Here is a 25891-nt window from a genome sequence, read left to right on the forward strand (position 1 = left end):
CTTTACGGCTTATGGGGCGCTTGGTCGGCGCCCTTTTTTTATGGGCCGCGCCTGCGGGTAGCCGGTGCATGAAGCCTTCCCGAGAGACTCGGGCGAAAAAAAACCGCATCCCAGGATGCGGTTTTTTTGTTGGGTAGAACTATCAGGCAGCTTGGGCTTCCTGCTGGCTCAGCGAACGGTTCAGGGCACTGAACAGGGCCTTGAAGCTGGCCGTGGTGATGTTTTCATCGATACCCACACCATGGACAGGGCGACCGCCGGCCACGCGCAGCTCGATGTAGGCTGCTGCCTTGGCGTTGGTGCCAGCGCCAATCGCATGCTCGTTGTAGTCCATGATCTCCACCGCAACCGGCAGGCCGGCTACCAGGGCTTCCAGGGCGCCGTTGCCCTTGCCGCGCCAGTGCAGGGTGGTTTCACCTTCACCGGCAACTTCCACTTCCACGGCACTGTGGCCGTTTTCTTCCTGCAGGCGGTGGCTCACCAGCGCGTACGGCGCGTTCGCCTGGAGGTATTCCTTGTGCAGCAGGCTGTAGATTTGCTGGGCAGTCATTTCCAGGCCCAGACGGTCGGTTTCACCCTGTACCACCTGGCTGAATTCGATCTGCATGCGGCGTGGCAGGCTGATGCCGTATTCCTGCTCGAGCAGGTAGGTGATGCCGCCTTTGCCCGACTGGCTGTTGACGCGGATCACTGCCTCGTAGCTGCGGCCGATGTCGGCCGGGTCGATCGGCAGGTACGGCACTTCCCACAGCTCGCCTTCTTGCTGTTTGGCGAAGCCCTTGCGAATGGCGTCCTGGTGCGAGCCGGAGAACGCAGTGTGAACCAGGTCGCCCACGTACGGGTGACGCGGGTGCACCGGCAGCTGGTTGCACTCTTCGACCACCTTGCGTACCCCGTCGATGTCGGAGAAGTCCAGCAGCGGGTCGATGCCCTGGGTGTAGAGGTTCAGTGCCAGGGTCACCAGGTCGACGTTACCGGTACGCTCGCCGTTGCCGAACAGGCAGCCTTCAGCGCGGTCGGCACCGGCCATGAGGCCCAGTTCGGTGGCAGCGATGCCGGTGCCACGGTCGTTGTGGCAGTGCAGGCTGATGATCACGCTGTCGCGGCGGCTGACATTGCGGCAGAACCACTCGATCTGGTCGGCATAGATGTTCGGCGTCGACACTTCGACCGTGGCCGGCAGGTTGAGGATGATCTTGTGCTCGGGCGTCGGGTTCCACACCTCGATGACCGCGTCGCAGACTTCCTTGGCGAATTCCATTTCGGTAGCGCTGAAGGTTTCTGGCGAGTACTGGAAGGTCCAGTGGGTTTCCGGCTGCTGGGCAGCGTACTTGACGAACAGCTTGGCCGCGTTCACCGCGATGTCCTTCACGCCTTGCTTGTCTTGGTTGAAGACAATGCGGCGGAACGACGGGCTGGTGGCGTTGTACAGGTGGACGATGGCCTTTTTCGCCCCGCGCAGCGACTCGAAAGTACGCGCGATCAGGTCTTCACGCGCCTGGGTGAGCACCTGGATGGTGGTGTCGTCCGGGATGTGGCCGTCCTGGATCAAGGTACGCACGAAGTCGAAGTCGGTTTGCGAGGCGGACGGGAACGACGCTTCGATTTCCTTCACGCCAACCTGCACCAAGGTCTTCCAGAAGCGCAGTTTCTTCTCCGAGTCCATCGGCTCGATCAGCGACTGGTTGCCATCACGCAGGTCGGAACTGCACCAGATAGGGGCAGCGGTGATGGTCTTCGACGGCCAGGTACGATCGGGCAGGTCGATGGTCGGGAAGGCGCGGTACTTCTTCGAAGGGTCTTTGAGCATGGACATGGAAGCAATCCTTTTGTGTGCGGCCGAGATCGGGCCTGCCGAGCAATAACGAGATGAAGAGGCGAGGCGACGCGAATCAGCCTGGTAGTCGGGCGCTGACCAGGCAGAGGCTGCGATGTTGTCGGAGCAGGATGAGGGTGCTGAAGGTTTTCATGCCTTCAAACTTAACCAGTGGGGTGGGGGATGGCAAGCGTTCGGGAAAAATTGAGAGAAATGCTTAAAAAAAGTGATTAGGCGAGATTTTATGGCTTGGATCTGCTGGGCGCTTATTGATGTTTGCGCAGTATTTTTCAATGACGCAACGCGGTTGAACTGCTTTCGACTGTGCTGGCCGCTTCGCGGGCATGCCCGCTCCCACAAGTATTGTGCTGTGTCTGAAGGCTTCGCCGTACCTGTGGGAGCGGGCGCGCCCGCGAAGCAGGCGGCGCAATTTCAGGGCTGGAATGCGCCAATGAAAATCGCTGGATCCACCCGTGCATCGTTCAGGCTGACATTCCAGTGCATGTGCGGTCCGGTAGCCCGCCCGGTCGAGCCCACCCGCCCGACCACCTCGCCACGGCGCAGTTGCTGGCCGACCTGCACATCGATTTTCGACATGTGGCAGAACATGCTGATGAAGCCCTGGCCATGGTCGACAAACACCGTGCGGCCATTGAAAAAGTAGTCACCCACCAGAATCACCTTGCCATTGGCCGGGGTCTTGATCGGCGTACCCGCCGGCACGGCGAAGTCCAGCCCGGCATGCGGGTTGCGCTCTTCGCCATTGAAGAAGCGGCGCACGCCGAACTTGCTCGACAGCGGGCCACTGACCGGCTTGTCGAGGATCAGGTTGCTCGGCAGGTTCGGGCTGAAGCTGCGGTAGGCCTTGATCTGCTCGGCCAGCTCACGGTCGATGCGCTTGAGGTCGGCCGGGTTAGGGTTGACCTGGCGGGTGTTCTTCAAGGTGATGCGCTGTTCAGGGTATTTCTTGCTGCCGACCGAAAAGGGCAGGGTACGCCCGCCTTGGCTCAGCACGGCGGTGCCGGGTTTCTGGGTCAGCGGGATGCCAACGATGGCCAGCCAGTTGTCCTGTTCCTTCACCACCAGCACCGGTTTGCCGTCAAAGCGGGCGCTTGGCGCGCTGGCGGCGGGGCCGAGGTCGATCACCGCCACGCCGCCCGGCACTGGCTTGTTCAACGCGCGGGTGATGTAGCTGGCCTGGGCACCGCCGGCCAGCAGCAACAGAAAAAGGGCGAGCAGGGGCGCGAGCAGGCGGGGCATGTGTCAGTCCAGTAGTGAAAGGGTGACCGGGGTCAGGTGGTTGTCTTCGACCCGCACCAGCAGCTCGCCTTCGTTCAGGCGGGCAGTCAGGCGTTGGCCATTGCGGGTCTGTTCGGCGCTGCGAATGGCCTGGCCTTGTTCATCCAGCAAAATGCTGTAGCCGCGGGCCAAGGTGGCCAGCGGACTGACCACTTGCAGTGTCTGCAACTGGGCCTGGAACCGCTGGCGGCGGTCCTTGAGCACCTCACGCATGGCCCGTGGCAGGCGCTCGGCCAGGCTGTCCAGGCGCTGGTTCAGCAGCTTCAGGTTACGGCCCGGATGCTGCGCGGCCAGGCGGGCGTCCAGGCGTGCCAGGCGTTCGCGGCGCTGGTTGAGGTTGAGCATGAACGCGCGACGCAGGCGCATGTCCAGGTCGTCCAGGCGTTGAGCCTGCTGGCGCAAACGCTCGCCTGGGTGACGCAGCCGGCGGGTGAGTGACTCCAGGCGCAGGCGGTCGTGGGTCAGGCGGTTCTGCATGCGCAACAGCAGGCGCCGTTGCAGGCCATCCAGGCGTTGCCGAAGGCCGCTGTTGTCAGGGGCCAGCAGCTCGGCGGCAGCCGACGGGGTGGGCGCGCGCACGTCAGCCACGAAGTCGCTGATCGACACGTCGGTTTCATGGCCCACGGCGCTGACAATGGGCGTGACGCAGGCGGCCACGGCACGTGCCACGGCTTCCTCGTTGAAACACCAGAGGTCTTCCAGCGAACCACCACCCCGCGCCAGAATCAGCGCATCGAAGCCGAGGCTGTCGGCCAGGCGGATGGCGCGTACGATCTGCGCGATGGCTTCGCGGCCTTGTACCGCCGTTGGGATCAGGTTCAGCTCCACCTGCGGGGCACGGCGGCCGAACACACTGATGATGTCGCGGATCACCGCGCCGGTGGGCGAGGTGATGATGCCGATGCGCTGCGGGTGAGCCGGCAGTGGCTTCTTTCGTTCGGTGCTGAACAGCCCCTCGGCACCGAGCTTTTCCTTCAGGGCCTCGAAAGCCAAGCGCAGCGCGCCATCACCGGCTGGCTCGACAGTGTCGAGAATCAGCTGGTAGTCGCCACGTCCCTCGAACAGCGAAACCTTGCCGCGCACCCGCACCGCCAGGCCGTCTCGCAGCGCCTGGCGTACCCGCGTGGCGTTCTGCCGGAACAACGCGCAACGCACCTGGGCGCCGCTGTCCTTGAGGGTGAAGTACATGTGGCCGGACGCCGGGCGGGCGAGGTTGGAGATTTCGCCTTCCACCCACACGCTGCGGAAAACGTCTTCCAGCAGCACGCGGGCGCGGCCGTTGAGTTGGCTGACGGTAAGGACCTCGCGGTCCAGCCCGAGTCGTTCGAAAGGGTCTTTGATCATGGCAGGCATCATAAATGACATCGGCCCCGGTTGTCTGTCTTGCCCCTACTGTCAGCCTTGACCCAATCCTTGTGGGAGCGGCCTTGCGTCGCGAAAGGGCCGCAACGCGGCCCCGGCACTTCATGCGGCGAAGCTGAAAACCTGGGGCCGCATCGCGGCCCTTTCGCGACGCAAGGCCGCTCCCACAAGACCGCAACCGGTGCCTTCAGCCCTGCATCGTCGCCACGAACTGCCGCACCAGTTGCCCCGCATCACGGCGACAGGCCAGTGCCACTGTGCTCTGGCAATCACCCTCCAGCGCTAAGAAGCTGACTGAAGCCGGGGCAATCTCGCACATGCACCGCGGCAACAACGCCACCCCAAACCCCGCCTGTATCAGCTGCAACTGCGTAGTCTTGCGCGACAGTACCTGCGCCGCCTGCGGGAAGAACCCTGCCCCCATGCACAACGAGGCCGACAGGTAGCTCAAGCCACCGCGATCCCGGTGCGGGATGGAAATGAAGCGTTCTTCCTTCAATTGCTCCAGTTGCACGTGCCGAGTACCCGCCAAGGGGTGCCCAGCGGCGACCGCTAGCAACAAGGGTTCGTCGAACAGTTCATGCAGCACCACGCCTTCATGCTGGCGCAGCACCGGCAAGCGCAACAGGCCGATATCCAGCCGTCCGGCAGCAATGTCTTCCAGTTGTGCCTCCGACGACTGCTGCGCAATCTCCAGCGAAACCCCTGGGTTGTGCTTCAGGTAGTTCCCCAGGCGAGCCAGAAGCCCGCCGGTCAGCGGCACGGTGCTGGAATGGTTCAGGCGCAAGCTGCCTTGCAACCCTTGGCCAATGTCACGGGTAACCCGCTCCGCCTGTGCAAGGTCAGCCAGCAAGCGTCGCGCCCGTTCAAGAAAGGCCTGACCGGCCAGCGTCAGGCGAGGCAGGCGCGCCGTGCGTTCGAACAGCGGCGTGCCCAGTTGCTGCTCCAGCTCCTTGATCTGCCGGCTAAGGGCCGACTGGGCGACGTACAGTCGCTCGGCGGCACTGCTGAAGCTGCCACACTCGGCGATTTCCACGAAGTAACGCAACTGTCGGATCGACGTCATGTCATGCCTTTTCGAGATGGCTTTTGGGATAAAGGCATATTAGTCGGCATGGCTCATGGCTGGCTAACCTTTGCCTGTCTTCCCAGGAACTGCTGCCATGCTTGCCCAACTGTCGTTTTCCGGCCTTGACTGGCTGCCGATCCTGCTCGGCATCGCTGCGGCCTACATCGTCTTCGGCATTGCCGGCTTCGGTACTGCACTCGTGGCGGGGCCGGTGCTGATTCACTTCATGCCGTTGTCACGCATCATCCCGTTGCTGGTGCTGCTGGATTTTGTGGCCGCGTTCGGCAACCTGCTGCCGTCGCGCCGGGATGTGGTACGCAGTGAATTGCTGCGGCTGCTGCCCTTCATGGCCTTGGGTTGTACGTTGGGCGTGGTGTTCCTGCTGCAACTGAAGTCCGACCTGTTGCTGCTGTTGATGGGGGTATTCGTGACTGCCTATGCACTTTACGGGCTGGCAGTGAAAGTGAGGCCAGCCAGCCTGTCCGGCTTCTGGGCGGTGCCAATGGGCACGGCAGGCGGGTTGTTCGGGGCTTTGTTCGGCAGCGGCGGGTTTCTTTATGCCCTTTACCTGAGCGCACGTCTGGAGGTGAAGGAACAGGTACGCGCCACCCAGAGCGCGCTGATCAGCTGCAGTACGATAGTGCGTCTGTCGCTGTTCCTGATCGCCGGTGTCTATGCCGACCAAAGCCTGCTGCTGCTCGCCGCCTGCCTGCTGCCTGTCATGTTCATTGGCCTGTGGGTAGGGCGTCGGTTGACCCACCGGTTATCCCGTGAAGCCTTCGTACGGCTGGTGACCTGGCTGGTGCTGGCCAGCGGCCTGGCGCTGATCGGTCGCTACCTCAGCGCCTGAGCGGTAGAATTGCGCCATTACCGCAGTTTTGCAGGCCAGTCCCGTTCATGAACACCCAGAGCATCATCGTTCCCAAGCTGTCTACCGTGCCGGTGCACGAAGCCCGGGCCCGCGCCATCCTGCGCTGGCTGGTGCGCGAAAAGGTCGTCGAGGAACAGCTGACCACCTGTGGCCGCACCGGCAACCGCATGGGCCATGCCCTGGCGGCAGGGGCGCGCAAAGTGGCCCTGCACCCGGAAAAACTGCCCTTCGGCGAGCCAGTCAACGGCCTGGAAGTGATGCTCAAGCGCTGCATCTATACACCCACCGACGGTTTTCTCGAAGAAGCCGGTTGCCCGGAGTGCCGGCGCGAGGTGGGCGAGCCATTGTTCGAAAGCCTGGAAGAGTGGATGCCGGCGGTGAGCGACAACTTCACCTGCCCGCTGTGCGGCTTCGAAGATGACATCAATGGCTTCATTTACCTGCAGCCATGTGCCTTTTCCAATCTGGGGTTCATCTTCAACAACTGGGGCGAGGCCGGGTTTACCCAGGCCTTTCTCGACAGCTTCGCCGACTGGCTCGACCAGCCGGTGACCGTGGTGCAGGTAAAACTGCCACAAGGCTGACCGAAGGCCCTTATTTTGCATTGAGCGGCGCGCCGTGCATGAGTATAATGGCGCGCTTCCATTTTTCCCGCCCGGGAGCCCCCGCGATGCTGCGTATCAGCCAAGAAGCCCTGACCTTCGACGATATCCTCCTTGTACCTGGCTATTCCGAGGTACTGCCCAATGAAGTCAGTCTCAAGACCCGTTTGACTCGTGGCATCGAGCTGAACATTCCGCTGGTTTCCGCCGCCATGGATACCGTGACCGAAGCGCGCCTGGCCATTGCGATGGCTCAGGAAGGCGGCATCGGCATCATCCACAAGAACATGACCATCGAGCAGCAGGCCGGCGAAGTACGCAAGGTCAAGAAGTTCGAGGCTGGCGTGGTCAAGGACCCGATCACCATCGACGCCGACGCTACCGTGCGCGACTTGTTCGAGCTGACCCGCCTGAACAACATTTCTGGTGTTCCGGTGCTGGCCAACGGCGACCTGGTCGGTATCGTCACTTCCCGTGACGTGCGCTTCGAAAACCGCCTGGACGCCAAGGTTCGCGACGTGATGACGCCAAAAGAGCGCCTGGTCACCGTCCGCGAAGGCGCCGACAAGAACGAAGTCCGCGAACTGCTGCACAAGCACCGCCTGGAAAAAGTCCTGATCGTTGACGACAAGTTCAACCTCAAGGGCATGATGACCGTCAAGGACATCGAAAAGGCCAAGGCCTACCCGCTGGCGAGCAAGGACGACCAAGGCCGCCTGCGCGTTGGCGCTGCCGTCGGCACCGGCAAGGACACCGGCGAGCGCGTTGCTGCCCTGGTGGCGGCTGGCGTTGATGTCGTCGTCGTCGACACTGCCCACGGCCACTCCAAAGGCGTGATCGACCGCGTGCGCTGGGTGAAAGAAACCTACCCGCAAGTGCAGGTGATCGGCGGCAACATCGCCACCGGCGCTGCCGCCAAGGCCCTGGCCGAAGCAGGCGCTGACGCCGTCAAGGTCGGTATCGGCCCAGGCTCTATTTGCACCACCCGTATCGTTGCCGGTGTCGGCGTGCCGCAAATCAGCGCCATCGCCAACGTCGCCGCAGCACTGGAAGGCACTGGCGTGCCACTGATCGCCGACGGCGGCATCCGCTTCTCCGGTGACCTGTCCAAGGCCATCGTTGCCGGTGCTTCCTGCGTGATGATGGGTTCGATGTTCGCCGGTACCGAAGAGGCCCCGGGCGAAGTCGAACTGTTCCAGGGCCGTTCCTACAAGGCCTATCGTGGCATGGGCTCGCTGGGTGCCATGGCACAGGCGCAAGGCTCGTCTGACCGTTACTTCCAGGACTCCTCGGCCGGTGCCGAGAAGCTGGTACCGGAAGGTATCGAAGGTCGCGTTCCCTACAAGGGCGCACTGGCCGCGATCATCCACCAGCTGATGGGCGGCCTGCGTTCGTCCATGGGCTACACCGGCAGCGCAACCATCGAAGAAATGCGCACCAAGCCGGAGTTTGTACGCATCACCGGCGCCGGCATGGCCGAGTCCCACGTGCATGACGTGCAGATCACCAAAGAAGCCCCTAACTACCGCGTAGGCTGAGGCTTCCAGCAACATTTACAAGCGGGGCTGTCACGACAGCCCCGCGTCGTTTCCGATTTCCACTGACGAGATTGAGTCATGGCCCTCGATATTCACGCTCACCGTATCCTGATCCTCGATTTCGGTTCCCAGTACACCCAGCTGATCGCCCGCCGCGTGCGCGAAATCGGCGTTTACTGCGAACTGCACCCGTTCGACATGGCCGATGAAGCGATCCGCGAGTTCAACCCGCGCGGCATCATTCTCGCCGGCGGCCCCGAGTCGGTCCACGAAGCCGATAGCCCGCGCGCCCCGCAGGCCGTGTTCGACCTGAACGTGCCGGTGCTGGGCATCTGCTACGGCATGCAGACCATGGCCGAGCAGATGGGCGGCAAGGTCGAAGGTTCCGACCTGCGTGAATTCGGTTATGCCCGCGTGGACGTGGTCGGCAAGAGCCGCCTGCTCGACGGCATCGAAGACCATGTCGACGACGACGGCGTACTGGGCCTGGACGTGTGGATGAGCCACGGCGACAAGGTCACCCAGATGCCAGGCAACTTCCACGTGCTGGCCAGCACCCCAAGCTGCCCGATCGCCGGCATGTTCGACGACAGCCGCGGCTACTATGGCGTGCAGTTCCACCCGGAAGTGACCCACACCAAGCAGGGCGGTCGCATCCTGTCCCGTTTCGTGCAGGACATCTGCGGCTGTGAAGCCCTGTGGACCCCGTCCAACATCGTCGAAGACGCCATCGCCCAGGTGCGTGAGCAAGTCGGTTCGGCCAACGTCCTGCTGGGCCTGTCCGGCGGCGTCGACAGCTCGGTAGTTGCCGCGCTGCTCCACCGCGCCATTGGCGACCAACTGACCTGCGTATTCGTCGACAACGGCCTGCTGCGCCTGCACGAAGGCGACCAGGTAATGGCCATGTTCAAGGAGAACATGGGCGTCAAGGTCATCCGCGCCGATGCTGAAAAGCAATTCCTCGACAACCTGGAAGGCGAAGCCGACCCGGAGAAGAAGCGCAAGATCATCGGCCGCACCTTCATCGATATCTTCGATGCCGAAGCCAGCAAGCTGGAGAACATCCAGTTCCTTGCCCAGGGCACCATCTACCCTGACGTGATCGAGTCGGCTGGCGCCAAGAGCGGCAAGGCCCACGTGATCAAGTCGCACCACAACGTCGGTGGCCTGCCGGAGGAAATGAACCTCAAGCTGGTCGAGCCGCTGCGTGAACTGTTCAAGGACGAAGTGCGCAAGATCGGCCTGGAGCTGGGCCTGCCGTACGACATGGTCTACCGCCACCCGTTCCCGGGCCCTGGCCTGGGCGTGCGTATCCTGGGTGAAGTGAAGAAGGAATACGCCGACATCCTGCGTCGCGCTGACCACATCTTCATCGAAGAGCTGCGCAAGGCCGACTGGTACCACAAGACCAGCCAGGCATTCGTGGTGTTCCAGCCGGTCAAGTCGGTTGGCGTCGTTGGCGACGGTCGTCGCTACGCCTGGGTTGTCGCCCTGCGTGCCGTCGAGACCGTGGACTTCATGACCGCGCGTTGGGCACACCTGCCATACGAGCTGCTGGAAACCGTCAGCGGCCGTATCATCAACGAAATCGACGGTATCTCGCGCGTTACCTACGACGTGTCGAGCAAGCCGCCGGCCACGATCGAGTGGGAATAAGCTGAGCCACAAGGGCGCCGCAAGGCGCCCTTGTCGTATCTGCGCCTTGCCTGGCTCAAGGGGCAATGTGTTGCATGCCGCGTAATCTCAGTCGGGCATGAAGTTCGGCAAGGTTTTGAAAGCGACGTTCATGAATGGCCGGCCAGTCGGGGCGCTCCACGTAGTAAAACCGCCCATCGCGCTTGATCAGCGTGCGTCGCAAGGTCGAATCCCGGCTGCGGTTGATCAGGTATTCCTGGCCATTGGTACGTTCGATCGCGTATTCGCCAGGCCTTACCAGCAGGCTTTCGAAATCCGGTGATGGCGGGCGGGTGGTCAACACTCCGGCGCGTAGCCGCAGGTCGCTTTGCACATGCCTTACCGTGCCACCTTCGTCCCGGGCATCCACACCGGGGTCTGTGCTGTAAGCGTCAGGTTCGTCGATCGGGCGGTCTTCGACACGCAGTCCGATCGCGCCTTCTGTTTCAGCCAGGCCGGTGACGCCATGGAAGGTGTTGGCGTGGGTGCTGCCGACCAGCGCAATCCATTTTCCCGAGCCGCGCGCAGCTTGGTCTGCCTGGATAATCAAGTGTGCATGGAAGTTCATCATGCGCTGGCGTGCCACATCGGAAACGGGGGTCGCCCACGCCTGGCGGTAACTGGCCATGCAGTCGATGGACTGTATGCGTATGCCGTTTTTCTGCGCGCTGACCAGTACCTGCCGAAAGGTGTAGCGGCCTTCGGCGTCGGTGCGGTGGCCGACATCCTGGCTTTCCACATAGTGATCCAGCTCCTGCGGCATCACGCCTGTGCGGTTGAAGGCATCGATGTCTGCTTGCTGAAAGTCGGTGGTGAAGTGCTCCATGTACAGCGTCTTTACCTTCAGCTTGCGTAGCAGGCGCATGTTGTCGATCAGCAATCGCTTGCTGCCAAGACCACTGTGCGCTTCGCCAATCACCAAGCCGTTACTGTTCTGGTACAGGGTTTTGAAAACGGGTTTGGATGAAGCGTTGGCGGGGATTTCGGGTATCTGTGGACGTGGCGGTGTTTGCACCGTGGTCATGAACGCATCGGCATCGGCCGCCAATTGATCTCGTAGCTGGCGGAATCGGCCGATGGCAGCCTGTCGATCCGGGGCATCGAGGAATACTCGCGTACCTGTAATCTCATCATCGGAAACATCCTTCAGTGAGGCGCGCAGGTCGGCTGGTATTTCATAAGGGGTGCCGGGCATGGGCGGCACGTTTGCGCTTGCTGTCGGGCGGCCCCAGATTTTCAGGCTCGAAAGCATGCCCCCGTTGAGGCCAAGGCGCTCCACCGGGCGCCACTGGCCTGCGGCATCCAGGCGGATCGGCAAGCTTTTGTAAAAAGAGAACGGGTTGTCAGGGGCGACAATGGTCCAGGATTTCAGTTCGGGTACAAAACGCACTTGGTAAGGCATGTCGTCGATCAGTGCGTAAAACTGCCCATCCTGCAGATGGATACCTTCAAGAAACCCAGTGCCAGGTTTGCTGCCAAGCACTACATTCGTCTCGAATGGGCGCAGGGCGTCCCAACTGCCGGTTGGCCGGAAGGGCTGGGGTATCCAGGTTTCAATTGCGTCTGCCACCTCTGAAGCACTTGCCTCATCGGGCTCCCCGCTGTGTTCCTGCGCTGATTCTTCCGCCGGTGCCGGGGGGGGGCCTTCCTCGGTCGCAGCGCCTGCTTCCGCCGCTTCTGCGAAATCAGTAAGGGGCTTGCCGGGTGCACTGAGCAGAAAGGTCGCATTGAACAGTGTCTCGATGGCGGCGAAAATCGCGCCGGTAACACCTGCCTTGCGTTCACGCGTCGTGTGCCCGTGAATCGCCTGGTAAATGTTCAAACCCATGTCAGCAATGCCAGCCCCCACCAGCGCCAACGCCACTGGCCAACTCACTGCCGCCATAGGGCCGAACACCTGCAGGCCTGCCTTCAAGTAGCCGATCCACAATTGTCTGCGCAGGTCTGCGTTGGAACGCAGAGAGAAATGCGCATCATCGATCATTCGCTGGCGGGCTTTGTTGCGCAGCCAGTCGAAGGCATCCTCCTCAATGGCCAGGTCGAGGGTGTTGAGGCCGCTGTAATCATGGTTGCCCCAGCCATGAAACAGCAGGTCGATCAGGTTGTTCAGCCCGACTTTGCCGTCAGCTTCCTCGCGGTCGTCAAGGGAAAAATGTGCCAGGAAACGGGTTCGGTTTTCGACATAGGTGCAATTTGTGAGCACCCACCAGAACAGTGCCTGGTTACTCGGGAAATAATGCAGACCGTCGACATCACCCGGCAGGTAAATCAGCTGGCTGCCGTTGGCCAATTGCAGGCGAAGGATGTCCGTCGCCACATATCCGCCAATGTCGAGCGCGCAGACGCGCGTAGCACCACCCGGTAATACCCTTTGTTGCAGTGCCTCCAGCGACGGCGGCCAGGTTGTCTCGCCCACCAGGGCATCAGCGATATCCTGCGCGTGACGGGCTAGCGCTGATGAGGGGTGTTCTGCGCAAACTTCCAGTAATTTGCTCATGAAGTTGGCTTTGGCCAACGTGCGGAAGTTCTCTGAATGCTCGGCCCAGAAAGACGTCATCCGCGTTTTGAATGCCGTGGCAAAATCAATGCTCCAGAAATAATCCAGAACCTCCTTGGCTTCGAGTCGAACTTCATTGCGCTCGTCATACACGTCTTTGCCTGGCCCATCGCTGTAGAAGCCAACGAGATAACTGAGCACGTCGGCGTTGTCCTGGGCCTGGGCATCGAAGCGGTGCATGACCAATTGGGGCAGAGTCAGGGATTCATAGGGCTGATCCAGGTGTTGCCAACCGTTGAAGGTTCGAGGGCTGCTGACGGCGGTGTGAAAACGGTGCAGGTAGACATTGTCGGGCTCCAGCGCCTTCAGATCATGGCGCTCGAGGAGTTGTTGCGCGACTTCACGCGCCATCTCGCGCATGTCAGGGCAGTCTTCAGTGAGGTGTGCAGCGAGGGTCATCAGCTTTCGCTGGTCGCCGGGGAGGGTGTCGGCAAGCATCACGGTGGTCCAATTGAAGTGAAAGGGTGCCAGTTTCAAACCGCCGTGAGCCAGGGAGGTGGTGCTTATTGCTTGTCAGGTTGCTTCGGGACGCCGGGTTTTCACTTAATATTTCCCATTTGCAGGTGTATCGTATTCGCCCTTCATCGCCAGCCCACTGCTGGCAGCTTGATTGCGCAGAACATGAGGTACCCGCACCGATGTCCTTCACCCGTCGACAAATGCTCAAGGGCCTGACCGGCCTGGTTGTAGTTGGCCTGGGCGCCGGTGGCGCGGCGCGTTACTGGCTGGGCAAGGTCGAAGATGACAATGCTGGGCATGATTACGAGCTGATCGCCGCGCCGCTGGATGTCGAGCTGGTGCCAGGCTTCAAGACCGAGGCCTGGGCCTTCGGGCCGTCGGCACCGGGCACCGAGCTGCGCGTGCGCCAAGGCACTTGGTTGCGGGTGCGCTTCATCAACCACCTGCCGGTGGAAACCACCATTCACTGGCACGGCATCCGCCTGCCGCTGGAAATGGACGGCGTGCCTTATGTGTCGCAATTGCCGGTCAAGCCGGGTGAATACTTCGACTACAAGTTCCGCGTGCCGGATGCAGGCAGCTACTGGTATCACCCGCATGTCAGTAGCTCCGAGGAGCTGGGGCGCGGCCTGGTCGGCCCGCTGATCGTCGAGGAGCGCGAGCCGACCGGCTTCCAGCATGAGCGTACGCTGAGCCTGAAGAACTGGCACGTGGACGAGCAGGGCGCATGGCTGCCTTTCAGCATCCCGCGCGAGGCCGCGCGCAACGGCACTGCCGGGCGGTTGATCACCATCAACGGCCAGGCCGACTCGATCACCGAGCTGCCGGCCGGCCAGGTGGTGCGGGTGCGCCTGCTGAACCTGGACAACACCTGGACCTACCGGATCAACCTCAAGGGCAACTGCGAGGCGAAAATCTATGCCCTCGATGGCAACCCGGTGACCCCGCGTACACTGGAAGACGAGTACTGGCTGGGCCCTGGCATGCGCATCTGCCTGGCTATCCGGATACCCAAGGCCGGTGAAGAGATCTCCCTGCGCGACGGTTTCGTGCGCCTGGGCACCCTGCGTTCGGTGGCCAGCACCGAAGCACCGGGCGAGTGGCCGCCGGCCCTGCCACCCAACCCGATCGCCGAGCCAGACCTGGAGAATGCTGAAAAGCTGAACTTCAATTTCGAGTGGGCGGCCAGCGTCTCTGTCACCCCTGATCCGGCCAAACCGTCGAGCATGTGGCAGATCAACGGCCAGGCCTGGGATATTACCGACAAGACCTGCGCCGATCGCCCCATCGCCACGTTGCAGAAAGGCAAGAGCTACATCTTCGAGCTGAAGAACATGACCCAGTACCAGCACCCGATCCACTTGCATGGCATGAGCTTCAAGGTGATTGCCTCGAACCGCCACGACATCAAGGAACCATGGTTCACCGACACCTACCTGCTGGGCAAGAACGAGCGCGCCCAGGTGGCATTGGTGGCGGATAATCCCGGCACCTGGATGTTCCACTGCCACGTCATCGACCACATGGAAACCGGCCTGATGGCCGCGATTGCGGTGGTCTGATGCGCCCGCAAATCATCGATCGCAGCCGCGATCAGGAATTCATGCGTCAGGCCCTGGCCCTGGCTGCCGAGGGCGCAGCGCTGGGCGAGGTGCCGGTGGGGGCGTTACTGGTGCAGCATGGGCAGGTGATCGGGCAGGGTTTCAACCGGCCGATCCTGGACAGCGACCCCAGTGCACATGCCGAGATGGTGGCGATCCGTGCGGCGGCCAGGTCGGCCAGTAATTATCGACTGCCCGGCAGCACCCTGTACGTGACCCTGGAGCCCTGCAGCATGTGCGCGGGGCTGATCGTACATTCGCGGGTGATGCGTGTGGTGTTCGGGGCACTGGAACCCAAGGCGGGGATCGTGCAGAGCCAGGGGCAGTTCTTTGCCCAGGGTTTCCTCAACCACCGGGTAATGGTGGAGGGGGGCGTACTGGCGGAGGAGTGCGGGCAGATCCTTAGCGACTTTTTCAAGGCCCGTCGGGCAAAAGCCTGAAACAGGCATCTTTGCGGGCTTACATCGGCGGGGCCTGATCCGCCGGCTTGTCCTTGTTCACCCCGGGCACATGCAGGTTGCCCTCGGCCACCTGGCCTTCGAGCTGTGGCTGTGTCACCCAGGTGAGGATGTCGTAGTAGCGGCGAATGTTGGCCACGAAGTGCACCGGCTCGCCGCCACGCGCATAACCATACTTGGTCTGCCGATACCACTGTTTCTGTGACAGCCGCGGCAGCATCTTCTTCACGTCCAGCCACTTGTTCGGGTTGAGCTTTTCGCGCTTGGCCAGAGTACGGGCGTCTTCCAGATGGCCGCTGCCGACGTTGTAGGCCGCCAGGGCAAACCAGGTGCGGTCCGGTTCCTGAATGCTGTCGTCGAGCTCCGCCTTGATCTTCATGAAGTACTTGGCACCGCCCTGGATGCTCTGCTTGGGGTCCAGCCGGTTCGACACGCCCATGGCTTGGGCGGTGCGCTGGGTCAGCATCATCAGGCCGCGCACGCCGGTCTTGGAGGTGACTTCCGGCTGCCACATCGATTCCTGGTAGCCGATCGCTGCCAACAGGCGCCAGTCGACCTGTTCAACCTTGGCGTAGCTCTTGAAGTGTTTCTCGTACTTGGGCAGGCGCTGTTGCAGGTGCTGGGCAAAGGTATAGGCACCGACGTAGCCGAGCACGTCGACATGGCCGTAGTAGCGGTCCTTCAGCCGTTGCAGGGTGCCGTTCTTCTGCGCCTTGTCGAGGAATTCGTTGATCTCGTTGAGCAGGCTGTTGTCTTCGCCCGCAGCTACAGCCCAACGCTGGTCACGGGAGTCGCCCACGTCAAAGGCAACCCTTACGTTGGGGAAGTACACCTGGTTCATCGCCAGTTCGTTGGAGTCGACCAGGGTCAGGTCGATCTGCCCTTCGTCGACCATGCGCAGCAAGTCGACCACCTCGACCGCATCGGATTCTTCGTACTCCAGACCCGGGTTCTGCTTTTTCAGCTCGGCCAGCAGGTCGGCATGGCTGCTGCCTTTGAGCACCATGATCTTCTTGCCGACCAGGCCCTTGGCGTTGGTAGGGCGCGGGCGGCCGTTGCGATAGACGACCTGCGGGGTCACTTCCAGATAAGGATGTGAATACTTTACCTGGGCCTTGCGCCGTTCGCTGCTGACCAGGCCGGCGGCGGCCAGCACCGGGCCAGAGGGCTTGCCGAGCGAATCGTAGAGTTCGTCCAGGTTGTCGGCGGTCTCGATCTGCAGCTTTACGCCGAGATCGTCGGCGAAATGCTGCACCAGCTCGTATTCGAAGCCGGTTTCACCGTTTCGGTCCTGGAAGTAGGTGGCTGGGCTGTTGCGGGTGATTACGCGCAGCACGCCGTCCTCCTTCACGCGCTCCAGGGTGCTGGGTTTTTCAACGCAGGCACCGAGCAGCAGAAAGAGTCCGGTTGCGAGGAGCCATTTGGCGCAACGCTGGCGCAAAGCAGTGTGGGCGAACATAGGTTGCAGTATACGCAAAGGACCGGCCCAACCATATCTCGACAACTGTTAGCTTGTCTGGTAGCGCTTGATGTGCTCTGTGGCTTGACTTAAGAGGTTCAGCGTCCGGGAGATCGAGCATGCGAAATTCTGACCCGAAAGTCCGGTTACGCCGCCCGGCAGCCGTGGCTTAGAGCGGGTGCCGAAAGCCATCGAATTAGGCTAGAATGCACGGCCTCTAAGCACACCCCTTCCTGAGGCTGTCCCGACGATGTTGATCCTGCGCGGCGCTCCTGCCCTTTCTGCCTTTCGCCACGGTAAATTACTCGAGCAACTGAGCCAGAAAGTCCCCGCTGTTACTGGTTTGTATGCCGAATTTGCCCACTTCGCTGATGTTGAAGGCGAGCTGACCGCCGACCAGCAGCAGGTGCTGGGCCGTCTGCTCAAGTACGGCCCGAGCGTGCCGGTACAGGAGCCGACCGGCCGCCTGTTCCTGGTCGTCCCGCGCCTGGGCACCATTTCGCCTTGGGCCAGCAAGGCCAGCGACATCGCCCACAACTGCGGCCTGCAGTCGATCCAGCGCCTGGAGCGCGGTATCGCCTACTACGTGGCCGGCACCCTGAGCGACGCTGACGCCGCCCTGATCGCCGCCGAACTGCACGACCGGATGACCCAGCGGGTGCTCGGCCAGCTGGAGCAGGCCGCTGACTTGTTCAGCCACGCGCAGCCCAAGCCAATGACCTCGGTCGACATTCTGGCCGGCGGCCGTGATGCCCTGGCCAAGGCCAACATCGACCTGGGCCTGGCCCTGGCCGAAGACGAGATCGACTACCTGGTCAACGCTTTCCAGGGCCTCAAGCGCAACCCGAACGACATCGAACTGATGATGTTCGCCCAGGCCAACTCCGAGCACTGCCGCCACAAGATCTTCAACGCCAGTTGGGACATCGACGGCCAGGCTCAGGAAAAGAGCCTGTTCGGCATGATCAAGAACACCTACCAGATGCACAACGAAGGTGTGCTGTCTGCGTACAAGGACAACGCCTCGGTGATCGTCGGCAACGTTGCCGGCCGCTTCTTCCCGAACCCTGAAACCCGCCAGTACGGCGCGGTGCAGGAGCCGGTGCACATCCTGATGAAGGTCGAAACGCACAACCACCCGACCGCCATCGCCCCGTTCTCGGGTGCTTCCACCGGCTCTGGTGGCGAAATCCGCGACGAAGGTGCTACCGGCCGTGGCGCCAAGCCCAAGGCTGGCCTGACCGGCTTTACCGTTTCCAACCTGCGTATCCCGGGCTTCGAACAGCCGTGGGAACAGGCTTACGGCAAGCCAGAGCGCATCGTTGACGCCCTCGATATCATGATCGAAGGCCCGCTGGGCGGTGCTGCGTTCAACAACGAATTCGGTCGCCCGGCGCTGACCGGTTATTTCCGTACCTTCGAGCAGGCCATCGACACCCCGCACGGTGAAGAAGTGCGCGGCTACCACAAGCCGATCATGCTCGCTGGCGGTATGGGCAACATCCGTGAAGACCACGTGCAGAAGGGCGAGATCACGGTCGGCGCCAAGCTGATCGTGCTCGGCGGCCCGGCCATGCTGATCGGCCTGGGCGGCGGTGCCGCTTCGTCGGTGGCGACCGGTGCCAGCTCGGCAGACCTCGACTTCGCTTCGGTACAGCGCGAAAACCCGGAAATGGAGCGCCGTTGCCAGGAGGTCATCGACCGTTGCTGGCAGCTGGGCGACGCCAACCCCATCGCCTTCATCCACGACGTCGGTGCCGGCGGTATCTCCAACGCCTTCCCTGAGCTGGTCAACGACGGTGGCCGTGGTGGCCGCTTCGAGCTGCGCAACGTGCCCAACGACGAGCCGGGCATGGCCCCGCACGAAATCTGGAGCAACGAATCGCAAGAGCGTTACGTACTGGCCGTCAGCGCGGTCGATTTCGAGCGCTTCAAGGCCATCTGCGAGCGCGAGCGTTGCCCGTTTGCCGTGGTTGGTGAAGCGACTGAAGAACCGCACCTGACCGTAAGCGACAGCCACTTCGGCAACACCCCGGTGGACATGCCGCTGGACGTGCTGTTGGGCAAGCCGCCGCGCATGCACCGTTCGGTTACCCGCGAAGCCGAGTTGGGCGATGATTTCGACCCAAGCCAGCTGGACCTGGACAGCGCCGTCCAGCGCGTGCTGAACCACCCGGCCGTGGCCAGCAAGAGCTTCCTGATCACCATTGGCGACCGCACCATCACCGGCCTGGTTGCCCGCGACCAAATGGTCGGCCCGTGGCAGGTCCCGGTAGCCGACTGCGCCGTTACCGCCACCAGCTTCGACGTCTACACCGGTGAAGCGATGGCCATGGGCGAACGTACTCCGCTGGCACTGCTGGACGCCCCGGCATCCGGGCGCATGGCCATCGGCGAAACCCTGACCAACCTGGCTGCCGCACGCATCGAAAAGCTGTCCGACATCAAATTGTCGGCCAACTGGATGTCCGCTGCCGGCCACCCGGGTGAAGACGCGCGCCTGTACGACACCGTCAAGGCTGTCGGCATGGAGCTGTGCCCGGAACTGGGCATTACCATTCCGGTCGGCAAAGACTCCATGTCGATGAAGACCAAGTGGAGCGAAGAGGGCGTCGAGAAGAGCGTTACCTCGCCGATGTCGCTGATCATCACCGGCTTCGCCCCGGTCACCGACATCCGCCAGACCCTGACCCCGCAACTGCGCATGGACAAGGGCGAGACCGACCTGATCCTGATCGACCTGGGCCGCGGCAAGAACCGCATGGGCGCCTCGATCCTGGCCCAGACCTACGGCAAGATCGCCGCCCAGGCACCGGACGTCGACGACGCCGAAGACCTCAAGGCATTCTTCGCCGTGATTCAGGGCCTGAACGCCGACGGCCACCTGCTGGCCTACCACGACCGTTCCGACGGCGGCCTGATGACCACCGTGCTGGAAATGGCCTTCGCCGGCCACTGTGGCCTCGACCTGCAACTCGACCCGCTGACCGACAGCAAGGGCGAAGTGCCGGCCATCCTCTTCAACGAAGAGCTGGGTGCGGTGATCCAGGTTCGCCAGGATGCTACCCCGGACGTGCTGGCACAGTTCAGCGCTGCTGGCCTGGGTGAAGAATGCGTCGCGGTGATCGGCAAGCCAGTCAACAACGCTGAAGTGACCATCAGCCTGAACGGCGAAGTGCTGTTCGACGATGACCGTCGCATGCTGCAGCGTCAGTGGGCTGAAACCAGCTACCAGATCCAGCGCCTGCGCGACAACGCCGATTGCGCCGACCAGGAATTCGACCTGCTGCTCGAGGAAGACAACCCGGGCCTGTCGGTCAAGCTGGGCTTCGACGTCAACGACGACATCGCCGCACCGTACATCAAGAAGGGCGTGCGCCCGCAAGTGGCCATCCTGCGTGAGCAGGGCGTCAACGGCCAGGTCGAGATGGCTGCTGCCTTCGACCGCGCCGGCTTCGCCGCCATCGACGTGCACATGAGCGATATCCTCGCTGGCCGTGTCGACTTCGAAGCGTTCAAGGGCTTGGTCGCCTGCGGCGGCTTCTCGTACGGTGACGTGCTGGGCGCTGGCGAAGGCTGGGCCAAGTCGGCGCTGTTCAACGCCCGTGCCCGTGACGCCTTCCAGGCCTTCTTCGCGCGTACCGACAGCTTTGCCTTGGGCGTGTGCAACGGTTGCCAGATGATGTCCAACCTGCACGAGCTGATCCCTGGCACCGAGCACTGGCCGCACTTCGTGCGCAACCGCTCGGAGCAATTCGAGGCGCGCGTGGCCATGGTCGAGGTACAGAAGTCCAACTCGATCTTCCTGCAGGGCATGGCCGGTTCGCGCATGCCGATCGCCATCGCCCACGGCGAAGGCCATGCCGAGTTCGCCAGCGAAGAGGCACTGCTGGCCGCTGACGTGTCCGGTTGCGTGGCCCTGCGCTACGTCGACAACCACGGCAAGGTCACCGAAGCCTACCCGGCCAACCCGAACGGCTCGCCCCGTGGCATCACCGGCCTGACCAGCCGTGATGGCCGTGTGACCATCATGATGCCGCACCCAGAGCGTATGTTCCGCGCCGTGCAGAACTCCTGGCGCCCTGACGAGTGGCAGGAAGATGCCGCGCTGATGCGTATGTTCCGCAACGCGCGCGTGTGGGTGAACTAAGGCGTGTACAAGCTCGCCTTCTTCGTTCCCGGCAGCCACCTCGAAGTGGTCAAGGCCGCTGTCTTCGCCGCGGGCGGCGGGCGCATCGGTGACTATGACCACTGCGCCTGGCAAACCCTTGGCCAAGGCCAGTTCCGCCCGTTGGACGGCAGCCAGCCGTTCCTCGGGCAAGCGGGCCAGGTCGAGGTGGTTGAGGAATGGAAGGTGGAGCTGGTGGTGGCTGACGAGCTGATTGTCCAGGTCGTCGCGGCGCTCAAGCAGAGCCACCCGTACGAGACGCCAGCCTATGAAGTCTGGCGGCTCGCCGAGTTCTAGAACGCATTACGGCTATTCGCGGGTGAACCCGCTCCCACAGGTACTCCACAGGTCTTGAACCTTGCGAGATCCCTGTGGGAGCGGGTTCACCCGCGAAGGGGCCCTATGATCCAGCCACAATCTCCTTGGTCTGCCCAGGCCGCTTCAACCAGGCGCAAGCCAGCAACCCCACCTCGAACAGCACCCACATCGGCACTGCCAGCATCGTCTGCGAAAACACATCCGGCGGCGTCAGGATCATCCCCACCACAAAGCACCCGACGACCACGTAGGGCCTGCTGCGCCGTAATGTGGCCACATCGGCCAACCCCACCCAGACCACGATGAACGTCGCCACCGGGATCTCGAAGGCCAACCCGAACGCCAGAAACAGCGCCAGGATAAAGTCCAGGTACTGGCTGATATCGGTCATCATCGCGACGCCGTCCGGCGTCACGCTGGCAAAGAAGCCGAACATCATCGGGAACACCAGAAAGAACGCGAAGGCCATGCCGGCATAGAACAGCACGATGCTCGACACCAGCAGCGGCAAGGCAATGCGCCGTTCACGGCGGTACAGCCCCGGCGCCAGAAAGCCCCAGGCCTGGTGCAGCAGCAGCGGCATGGCAACGAACACGGCGCACATCGCGGTCAGCTTGAACGGTGTCAGGAACGGCGAGGTGACGCTGGTGGCGATCATGCTCGCGCCTTCGGGCAAGAAGCGCCGCAGCGGCTCGGAGATGAGCGTGTACAGCGTCTGGGCAAACGGGAACAGGCCGGCGAACACCAATGCCACCAACCCCAGGCAACGCACCAGGCGCTTGCGCAGGTCGCGCAGGTGTTCGGTCAGCGGCATGCGCGCTGCCGGGTCCATGGCAATACTCATGAAGCGTTTTCCTTGGGTACTGCGACAGTGGCTGCATCATTGGCCGGTTCCGCCTTCGGGCGGATGCCCTGGCGGATTTCCTGCTCCAGACGCTGCAACGGGGCACTGTCGAGGTCGGGTAGCTCGATTTCGCGCTCCACCTGCGTGCGCAGCGCGTGCATGGCCCGGCGCGCCTGGCCCAGGCCGCGGCCAAGAGTACGTGCAGCCACGGGCAGGCGTTCGGGGCCTAGTACCAGCAGGGCGACGATGCCGACCACCAGCAGCTCGCTGAAGCCTATTTCGAACATCAGGCCTGACGGTCCGTCTGCGATTGCTGTGCAGCCTGGCCATTCAGTGGGCATGGTTGCTGCAGTTGCGAGTGCCCAGGAGTAGTGGCGTCATTGTCGCCACCCATCGACTTGCGAAACCCCTGGATTGCCTCACCCACATCGCTACCCAAGCCCTTGAGCCGTTTGGTACCAAACAGCAGGAATACGATCAGCAGTACGATCACCAGTTGCCAGATTCCAATGCCACCCATTGCGACCACTCCTGTAAGGCCATGAAAAGGAAGGGCAATCCTGCCGCGCCCAGATGACGTGCAGATGACGACGGGGACATTGCCATTTACCTGCAACATGCCGCGTGTTGACTGGCGTCTTTATTTCGCGAGCGAGGCACGCCCGGATGGTTGGCAAGCAACAGCAGGGCGCGGCCCTGCTGATGGTGATGGTGGTGCTGGCAATGCTGGCAGCGGGCATGGCCTGGCTGGTGGAAGATGGCCGGCGCCAGGTTGATGAAGTGCGCCTGTTGCACCAGCGGGTGCAAACCCGGGCCATGGAGCAAGCCGGCCTGGCCTATGCCGAGCAGGCCCTGCGTGATCCTGCCTGGCGGCTAAGCCCGCTGTTCTGGCAAGCCTTGCGCGGGCAGCCGCTGACTTACGACTTTGGCGCTGGCCAGGCGCAGTTGCGGGTACGCGACCAGCACACCTGCTTCAACGTCAACGCGTTACTGGGTGCCGATGGCGGACGCGCCGAGCGCCAGTTGCGCTACTTGCTGGGCAATGACATGGCGGCCGAACGCCTGGTCGATGCCCTGGCGGACTGGCTCGATGCCGACAGCGATGCCCGCCTGCAAGGCGCCGAGAGCGCCCAGTACCTGCGTCAGCAACCGCCACGGCTGGCGGCCAATCAGCCGATGCTCGAGACCAGTGAGCTGAACCTGTTGCTGGAGCCGGACGCCACCCGCCAGGCGCGTTACCCGATGCTGTGCGCCTTGCCCCAGACCACGGGTTGGCGTCTTAACGCCAATGCGCTGGGGCTGGAGCACCTTCGGTTGCTGGAAGCGCTGTATGAAGGGCGTTACCCGCGGTCGCTGCTCAGCCGCATCATCAGCGGTCGGCCGGCGTCGGGGTACGTGGATGCGGCCGCATTGCGCCAGGCGCTGGGGGCGGTGGATGACGAAACGTTCGAACGGCTGAGTGAAGGCCTGCTGCTCAACAGCGGGTACTTTCTGCTGCAGTTGTCGTTCGAGGAAGAGGGGCGGGTGATGCGCAGCGAATTCCAGGTGGAGGCGCTGGGGGTGGTGCAATGGCATGCCCGGGTGCCAGCACAGCAAGTGCGAGTGCGTAGCCGGGAGCCGATAGCCTGGTAACGTTCACTGGCTTCTTTGAAGCCAGTGAGATGCCTGTGGGGGCGGGCTTGCCCGCGAAGGGGCCGGTACAGCCAGCAAAAGTTGGCTGACCGGCACTGGATCACACGGTCCCGATCTCGCCGCCATCAATACGCTGGATCACTACGGTCGAAGCCCGCGGCCGCACTGTCGTCCCCGCCGGAGTAGCATCGGTCGCGTTGTCGGTATACGGCCAGTTCTCCGGGTGCTGAATGTTGACGAACAGCGTCTTGTTGTCCGGGGTAAAGGTAATCCCGGTCACCTCGCAACCATTGGGCCCGACGAAGAAGCGTCGCAGGTCGACCTGGTTCTGTGCGTTCACCGGGACCTGCTTGCCACTGGCATCCACCAGGTCGGTAGGGATCACCGCCAGCAACTGGTCGTTGGTGTAGTCGGTCAAGGTGCTTTCGCCGTTGTCGGTCTCGAACCACAGCACGCCGCGGCTATCGAAGCTCATGCCGTCGGGGCTGGCGAACTGGTTCAGCTCGGTCAGGCCGGAGCGGTTGATGTCGGCGGTGCCGGCAGCGTTGGCACCGAACACGAAGATGTCCCAGGTAAAGCTCAACTGGTCGTCGCTGTCGTGCCAGCGAATGATGTGGCCATGGCGGTTCGGGCCGCGCGGGTTGGCTGCATCGACCTTTTCCGGGGTGCGCGCACTGTTGTTGGTCAGGGTCAGGTACACATCGCCGTTCAGCGGGTTGACCGTGGTCCATTCCGGCCGGTCCATCGGCGTTGCGCCCACGGCATCGCCGGCACCCCGTGTGTTGAGGATGATGCCCGGCAGGTCGCCGTACAGGGCGCCCAGCGTGCTGCCACCCGTGGTGGCGGTGGCCACGTCCAGCAGCAGCCAGACGCCGGTGCCATCGGCGTTGAAGCGGGCCACATACAGTTTGCCCTGATCCAGGTACTTGGCACCCGTGGCCAGGCGGTCGGCCGGGTTGGCGTCAGCGGCATCCCATACGGCAGTGGACACCCACTTGTACAGGTACTCGTTGTTCGAGTCGTCACCCATGTACCACACCAGCGGCTTGCCAGCGACCGGTAGGCCAGGGGCGCAGCCTTCGTGGCGGAAGCGGCCCAGTGCGGTGCGCTTGGTTGCCAGGGTGGCGCTGTTGTACGGGTCGATCTCGACGATGTAGCCATAGGTGCTGGCTTCGTTGCGGTAGTCGTCGGTGGCGCTGGCGCCTTTCACGGTCACGTCGAAACGGGCGAACTCATCGGCTACTTCGCTGGCGTCACCGGCAGCGCTTTCCCATTTGTACTGGCCGCTGGAGGTACCCACGCCGATGCGGCGCTGGTCTTCGGGGCGGGTGCCTTTGTTGACGAAGATGCCCGGCCAGTTCTCTTCGCAGGTCAGGTAGGTGCCCCACGGCGTGTAGCCGTTGCCGCAGTTGTTGTTGGTGCCGCGGCAGTGGGTGCCGGCGGTGGAGTACTTGGTCTTGACGTGGTCGGTGCCACGCAGTGGTCCGGTGATTTCCATGCGCGAAGCGGTAGTGAAACGGCGGTTCAGCGGGTCGTTGTCGACCACCTGCCAGCGGCCGTTGATTTTCTGCAGGCGCACCACGCCAGCGCCATGCGCGTTGATTTCCTTGCGCACTTCTTCGACCGGGCGCTTGCCGTTGACATCGGTGGTCGGGCCGGCCGGGTGAAGGGCGGCGGTGTCGATGTACTCGAAGTTGATCGCCAGCAGGCCGTCTTCCGAGCTGCCGTTGATCGGGAAGAAATGCATGCCGTCATGGTGCATGCCCATGGCGTTGGCCTGGTCGGTCGAGGTATTGCTGCCGTCGGACTTCCACGGGTTGCCGTTGCTGTTAAGGGGCGTGCCCCAGGGGGCCAGCACGTAGGCGCTGTAGCCGGCGGCGATCACGCAGGCATCAGTGCGCGACCCCGGGATGGACTGGAAGCCCAATGCCAGTTTCGGCACTTCCGGCTCGGTGACTGGCGGCTCGGTAACCGGATCATCGTCATCTGAACCGCCCCCGTCGAAGCAGCCTGTCAGGCCGGTACCGGCGATCATGGCGATGGCGGCGCCCAGGCTGCCGCGCATCACGCTACGACGGCTCAGGTAGGCGTCCATGACAGTGGCCATCGGCAGGTTACCGCTTTGGTTCCGGTCCAGGTTGTCGCCGGTATCTCGACTCATCAG

The 25891-nt window shown here is 62.8% G+C and carries 19 protein-coding genes; 9 read left to right on the plus strand and 10 right to left on the minus strand.

The window, feature by feature from the left end; all coding sequences use genetic code 11:
* Positions 1 to 142: 142 nt before the first annotated feature.
* The 4 genes from leuA to E8E68_RS00885 all read right to left on the minus strand — a co-directional run bounded on the left by leuA (position 143) and on the right by E8E68_RS00885 (position 5543).
* Positions 143 to 1816, minus strand: a complete 1674-nt coding sequence (gene leuA / locus E8E68_RS00870; protein WP_266028398.1) for a 2-isopropylmalate synthase — start codon at positions 1814 to 1816, stop codon at positions 143 to 145.
* 432 nt (positions 1817 to 2248) lie between these two features.
* Complete coding sequence (locus E8E68_RS00875) at positions 2249 to 3076, minus strand: M23 family metallopeptidase (protein ID WP_266028397.1); 828 nt, start codon at positions 3074 to 3076, stop codon at positions 2249 to 2251.
* 3 nt (positions 3077 to 3079) lie between these two features.
* Positions 3080 to 4459 carry an exodeoxyribonuclease VII large subunit gene (gene xseA, locus E8E68_RS00880; protein WP_004575640.1) on the minus strand — a complete coding sequence of 460 codons (1380 nt, stop codon included), beginning with the start codon at positions 4457 to 4459 and terminating at the stop codon, positions 3080 to 3082.
* 205 nt (positions 4460 to 4664) lie between these two features.
* Positions 4665 to 5543: a LysR substrate-binding domain-containing protein gene (locus E8E68_RS00885; protein WP_266028395.1), complete on the minus strand. Its 879-nt coding sequence runs from the start codon at positions 5541 to 5543 to the stop codon at positions 4665 to 4667.
* Between the two features lie 97 nt (positions 5544 to 5640).
* Here E8E68_RS00885 and E8E68_RS00890 point away from each other — a divergent pair, with 97 nt between their 5' ends.
* The 4 genes from E8E68_RS00890 to guaA all read left to right on the plus strand — a co-directional run bounded on the left by E8E68_RS00890 (position 5641) and on the right by guaA (position 10213).
* On the plus strand, positions 5641 to 6396 hold the full coding sequence (locus E8E68_RS00890) for a sulfite exporter TauE/SafE family protein (RefSeq protein ID WP_266028393.1): 756 nt from the start codon (positions 5641 to 5643) through the stop codon (positions 6394 to 6396).
* A 47-nt stretch (positions 6397 to 6443) separates the two neighbouring features.
* Complete coding sequence (locus E8E68_RS00895; protein WP_110745721.1) at positions 6444 to 7001, plus strand: sugar ABC transporter ATPase; 558 nt, start codon at positions 6444 to 6446, stop codon at positions 6999 to 7001.
* A gap of 86 nt (positions 7002 to 7087) precedes the next feature.
* Positions 7088 to 8557, plus strand: coding sequence for an IMP dehydrogenase (gene guaB / locus E8E68_RS00900; RefSeq protein ID WP_003255025.1), 1470 nt, complete (start codon positions 7088 to 7090; stop codon positions 8555 to 8557).
* A 78-nt stretch (positions 8558 to 8635) separates the two neighbouring features.
* Positions 8636 to 10213, plus strand: a complete 1578-nt coding sequence (gene guaA / locus E8E68_RS00905) for a glutamine-hydrolyzing GMP synthase (protein WP_110745720.1) — start codon at positions 8636 to 8638, stop codon at positions 10211 to 10213.
* Between the two features lie 55 nt (positions 10214 to 10268).
* On the opposite strand, the gene E8E68_RS00910 is transcribed toward guaA, so the two are convergent.
* Positions 10269 to 13226 carry a membrane-targeted effector domain-containing toxin gene (locus E8E68_RS00910; RefSeq protein ID WP_266028390.1) on the minus strand — a complete coding sequence of 986 codons (2958 nt, stop codon included), beginning with the start codon at positions 13224 to 13226 and terminating at the stop codon, positions 10269 to 10271.
* 200 nt (positions 13227 to 13426) lie between these two features.
* Between E8E68_RS00910 and E8E68_RS00915 the strand changes: the two genes are divergently transcribed.
* Both E8E68_RS00915 and tadA read left to right on the plus strand, forming a co-directional pair.
* A complete protein-coding gene (locus E8E68_RS00915) occupies positions 13427 to 14809 on the plus strand; it encodes a multicopper oxidase family protein (protein WP_280339190.1) in 1383 nt (460 codons plus the stop codon).
* Positions 14809 to 15288: a tRNA adenosine(34) deaminase TadA gene (gene tadA, locus E8E68_RS00920; protein WP_110745717.1), complete on the plus strand. Its 480-nt coding sequence runs from the start codon at positions 14809 to 14811 to the stop codon at positions 15286 to 15288. The genes E8E68_RS00915 and tadA overlap by 1 nt, the downstream gene beginning before the upstream one ends.
* A 19-nt stretch (positions 15289 to 15307) precedes the next feature.
* Here the strand turns inward: tadA and mltF are convergent, their stop codons facing one another.
* Complete coding sequence (mltF, locus tag E8E68_RS00925) at positions 15308 to 16765, minus strand: membrane-bound lytic murein transglycosylase MltF (RefSeq protein ID WP_266028385.1); 1458 nt, start codon at positions 16763 to 16765, stop codon at positions 15308 to 15310.
* Positions 16766 to 17015: 250 nt separating this feature from the next.
* Here mltF and purL point away from each other — a divergent pair, with 250 nt between their 5' ends.
* Entirely contained in the window at positions 17016 to 20915 is a 3900-nt protein-coding gene (gene purL, locus E8E68_RS00930) for a phosphoribosylformylglycinamidine synthase (protein ID WP_266028384.1), read from the plus strand.
* A 3-nt stretch (positions 20916 to 20918) separates the two neighbouring features.
* Positions 20919 to 21230: an NGG1p interacting factor NIF3 gene (locus E8E68_RS00935; RefSeq protein ID WP_280339194.1), complete on the plus strand. Its 312-nt coding sequence runs from the start codon at positions 20919 to 20921 to the stop codon at positions 21228 to 21230.
* A 103-nt stretch (positions 21231 to 21333) separates the two neighbouring features.
* Here E8E68_RS00935 and tatC read toward each other — a convergent pair whose 3' ends face one another.
* Genes tatC through tatA form a run of 3 tightly spaced genes read right to left on the minus strand, consistent with a single transcriptional unit; the run spans position 21334 to position 22615 of the window.
* Positions 21334 to 22095: a twin-arginine translocase subunit TatC gene (gene tatC / locus E8E68_RS00940; RefSeq protein WP_266028380.1), complete on the minus strand. Its 762-nt coding sequence runs from the start codon at positions 22093 to 22095 to the stop codon at positions 21334 to 21336.
* On the minus strand, positions 22092 to 22382 hold the full coding sequence (gene tatB, locus E8E68_RS00945; protein WP_110745712.1) for a Sec-independent protein translocase protein TatB: 291 nt from the start codon (positions 22380 to 22382) through the stop codon (positions 22092 to 22094). Before tatB ends, tatC begins: the two co-directional genes overlap by 4 nt.
* Positions 22382 to 22615 (minus strand): twin-arginine translocase TatA/TatE family subunit, encoded by a 234-nt coding sequence (gene tatA / locus E8E68_RS00950; RefSeq protein WP_266028378.1) that lies wholly within the window; start codon positions 22613 to 22615, stop codon positions 22382 to 22384. The genes tatB and tatA overlap by 1 nt, the downstream gene beginning before the upstream one ends.
* Before the next feature lie 146 nt (positions 22616 to 22761).
* On the opposite strand from tatA, the gene gspK reads away from it, so the two are divergent.
* Positions 22762 to 23727 (plus strand): type II secretion system minor pseudopilin GspK, encoded by a 966-nt coding sequence (gspK, locus tag E8E68_RS00955; RefSeq protein ID WP_280339197.1) that lies wholly within the window; start codon positions 22762 to 22764, stop codon positions 23725 to 23727.
* A 100-nt stretch (positions 23728 to 23827) separates the two neighbouring features.
* On the opposite strand, the gene E8E68_RS00960 is transcribed toward gspK, so the two are convergent.
* Positions 23828 to 25888 carry a PhoX family phosphatase gene (locus E8E68_RS00960; RefSeq protein ID WP_280339199.1) on the minus strand — a complete coding sequence of 687 codons (2061 nt, stop codon included), beginning with the start codon at positions 25886 to 25888 and terminating at the stop codon, positions 23828 to 23830.
* Positions 25889 to 25891 lie beyond the last annotated feature (3 nt).

Source organism: Pseudomonas sp. BN607 (assembly GCF_029871175.1).
Classification (GTDB): Bacteria; Pseudomonadota; Gammaproteobacteria; order Pseudomonadales; family Pseudomonadaceae; genus Aquipseudomonas.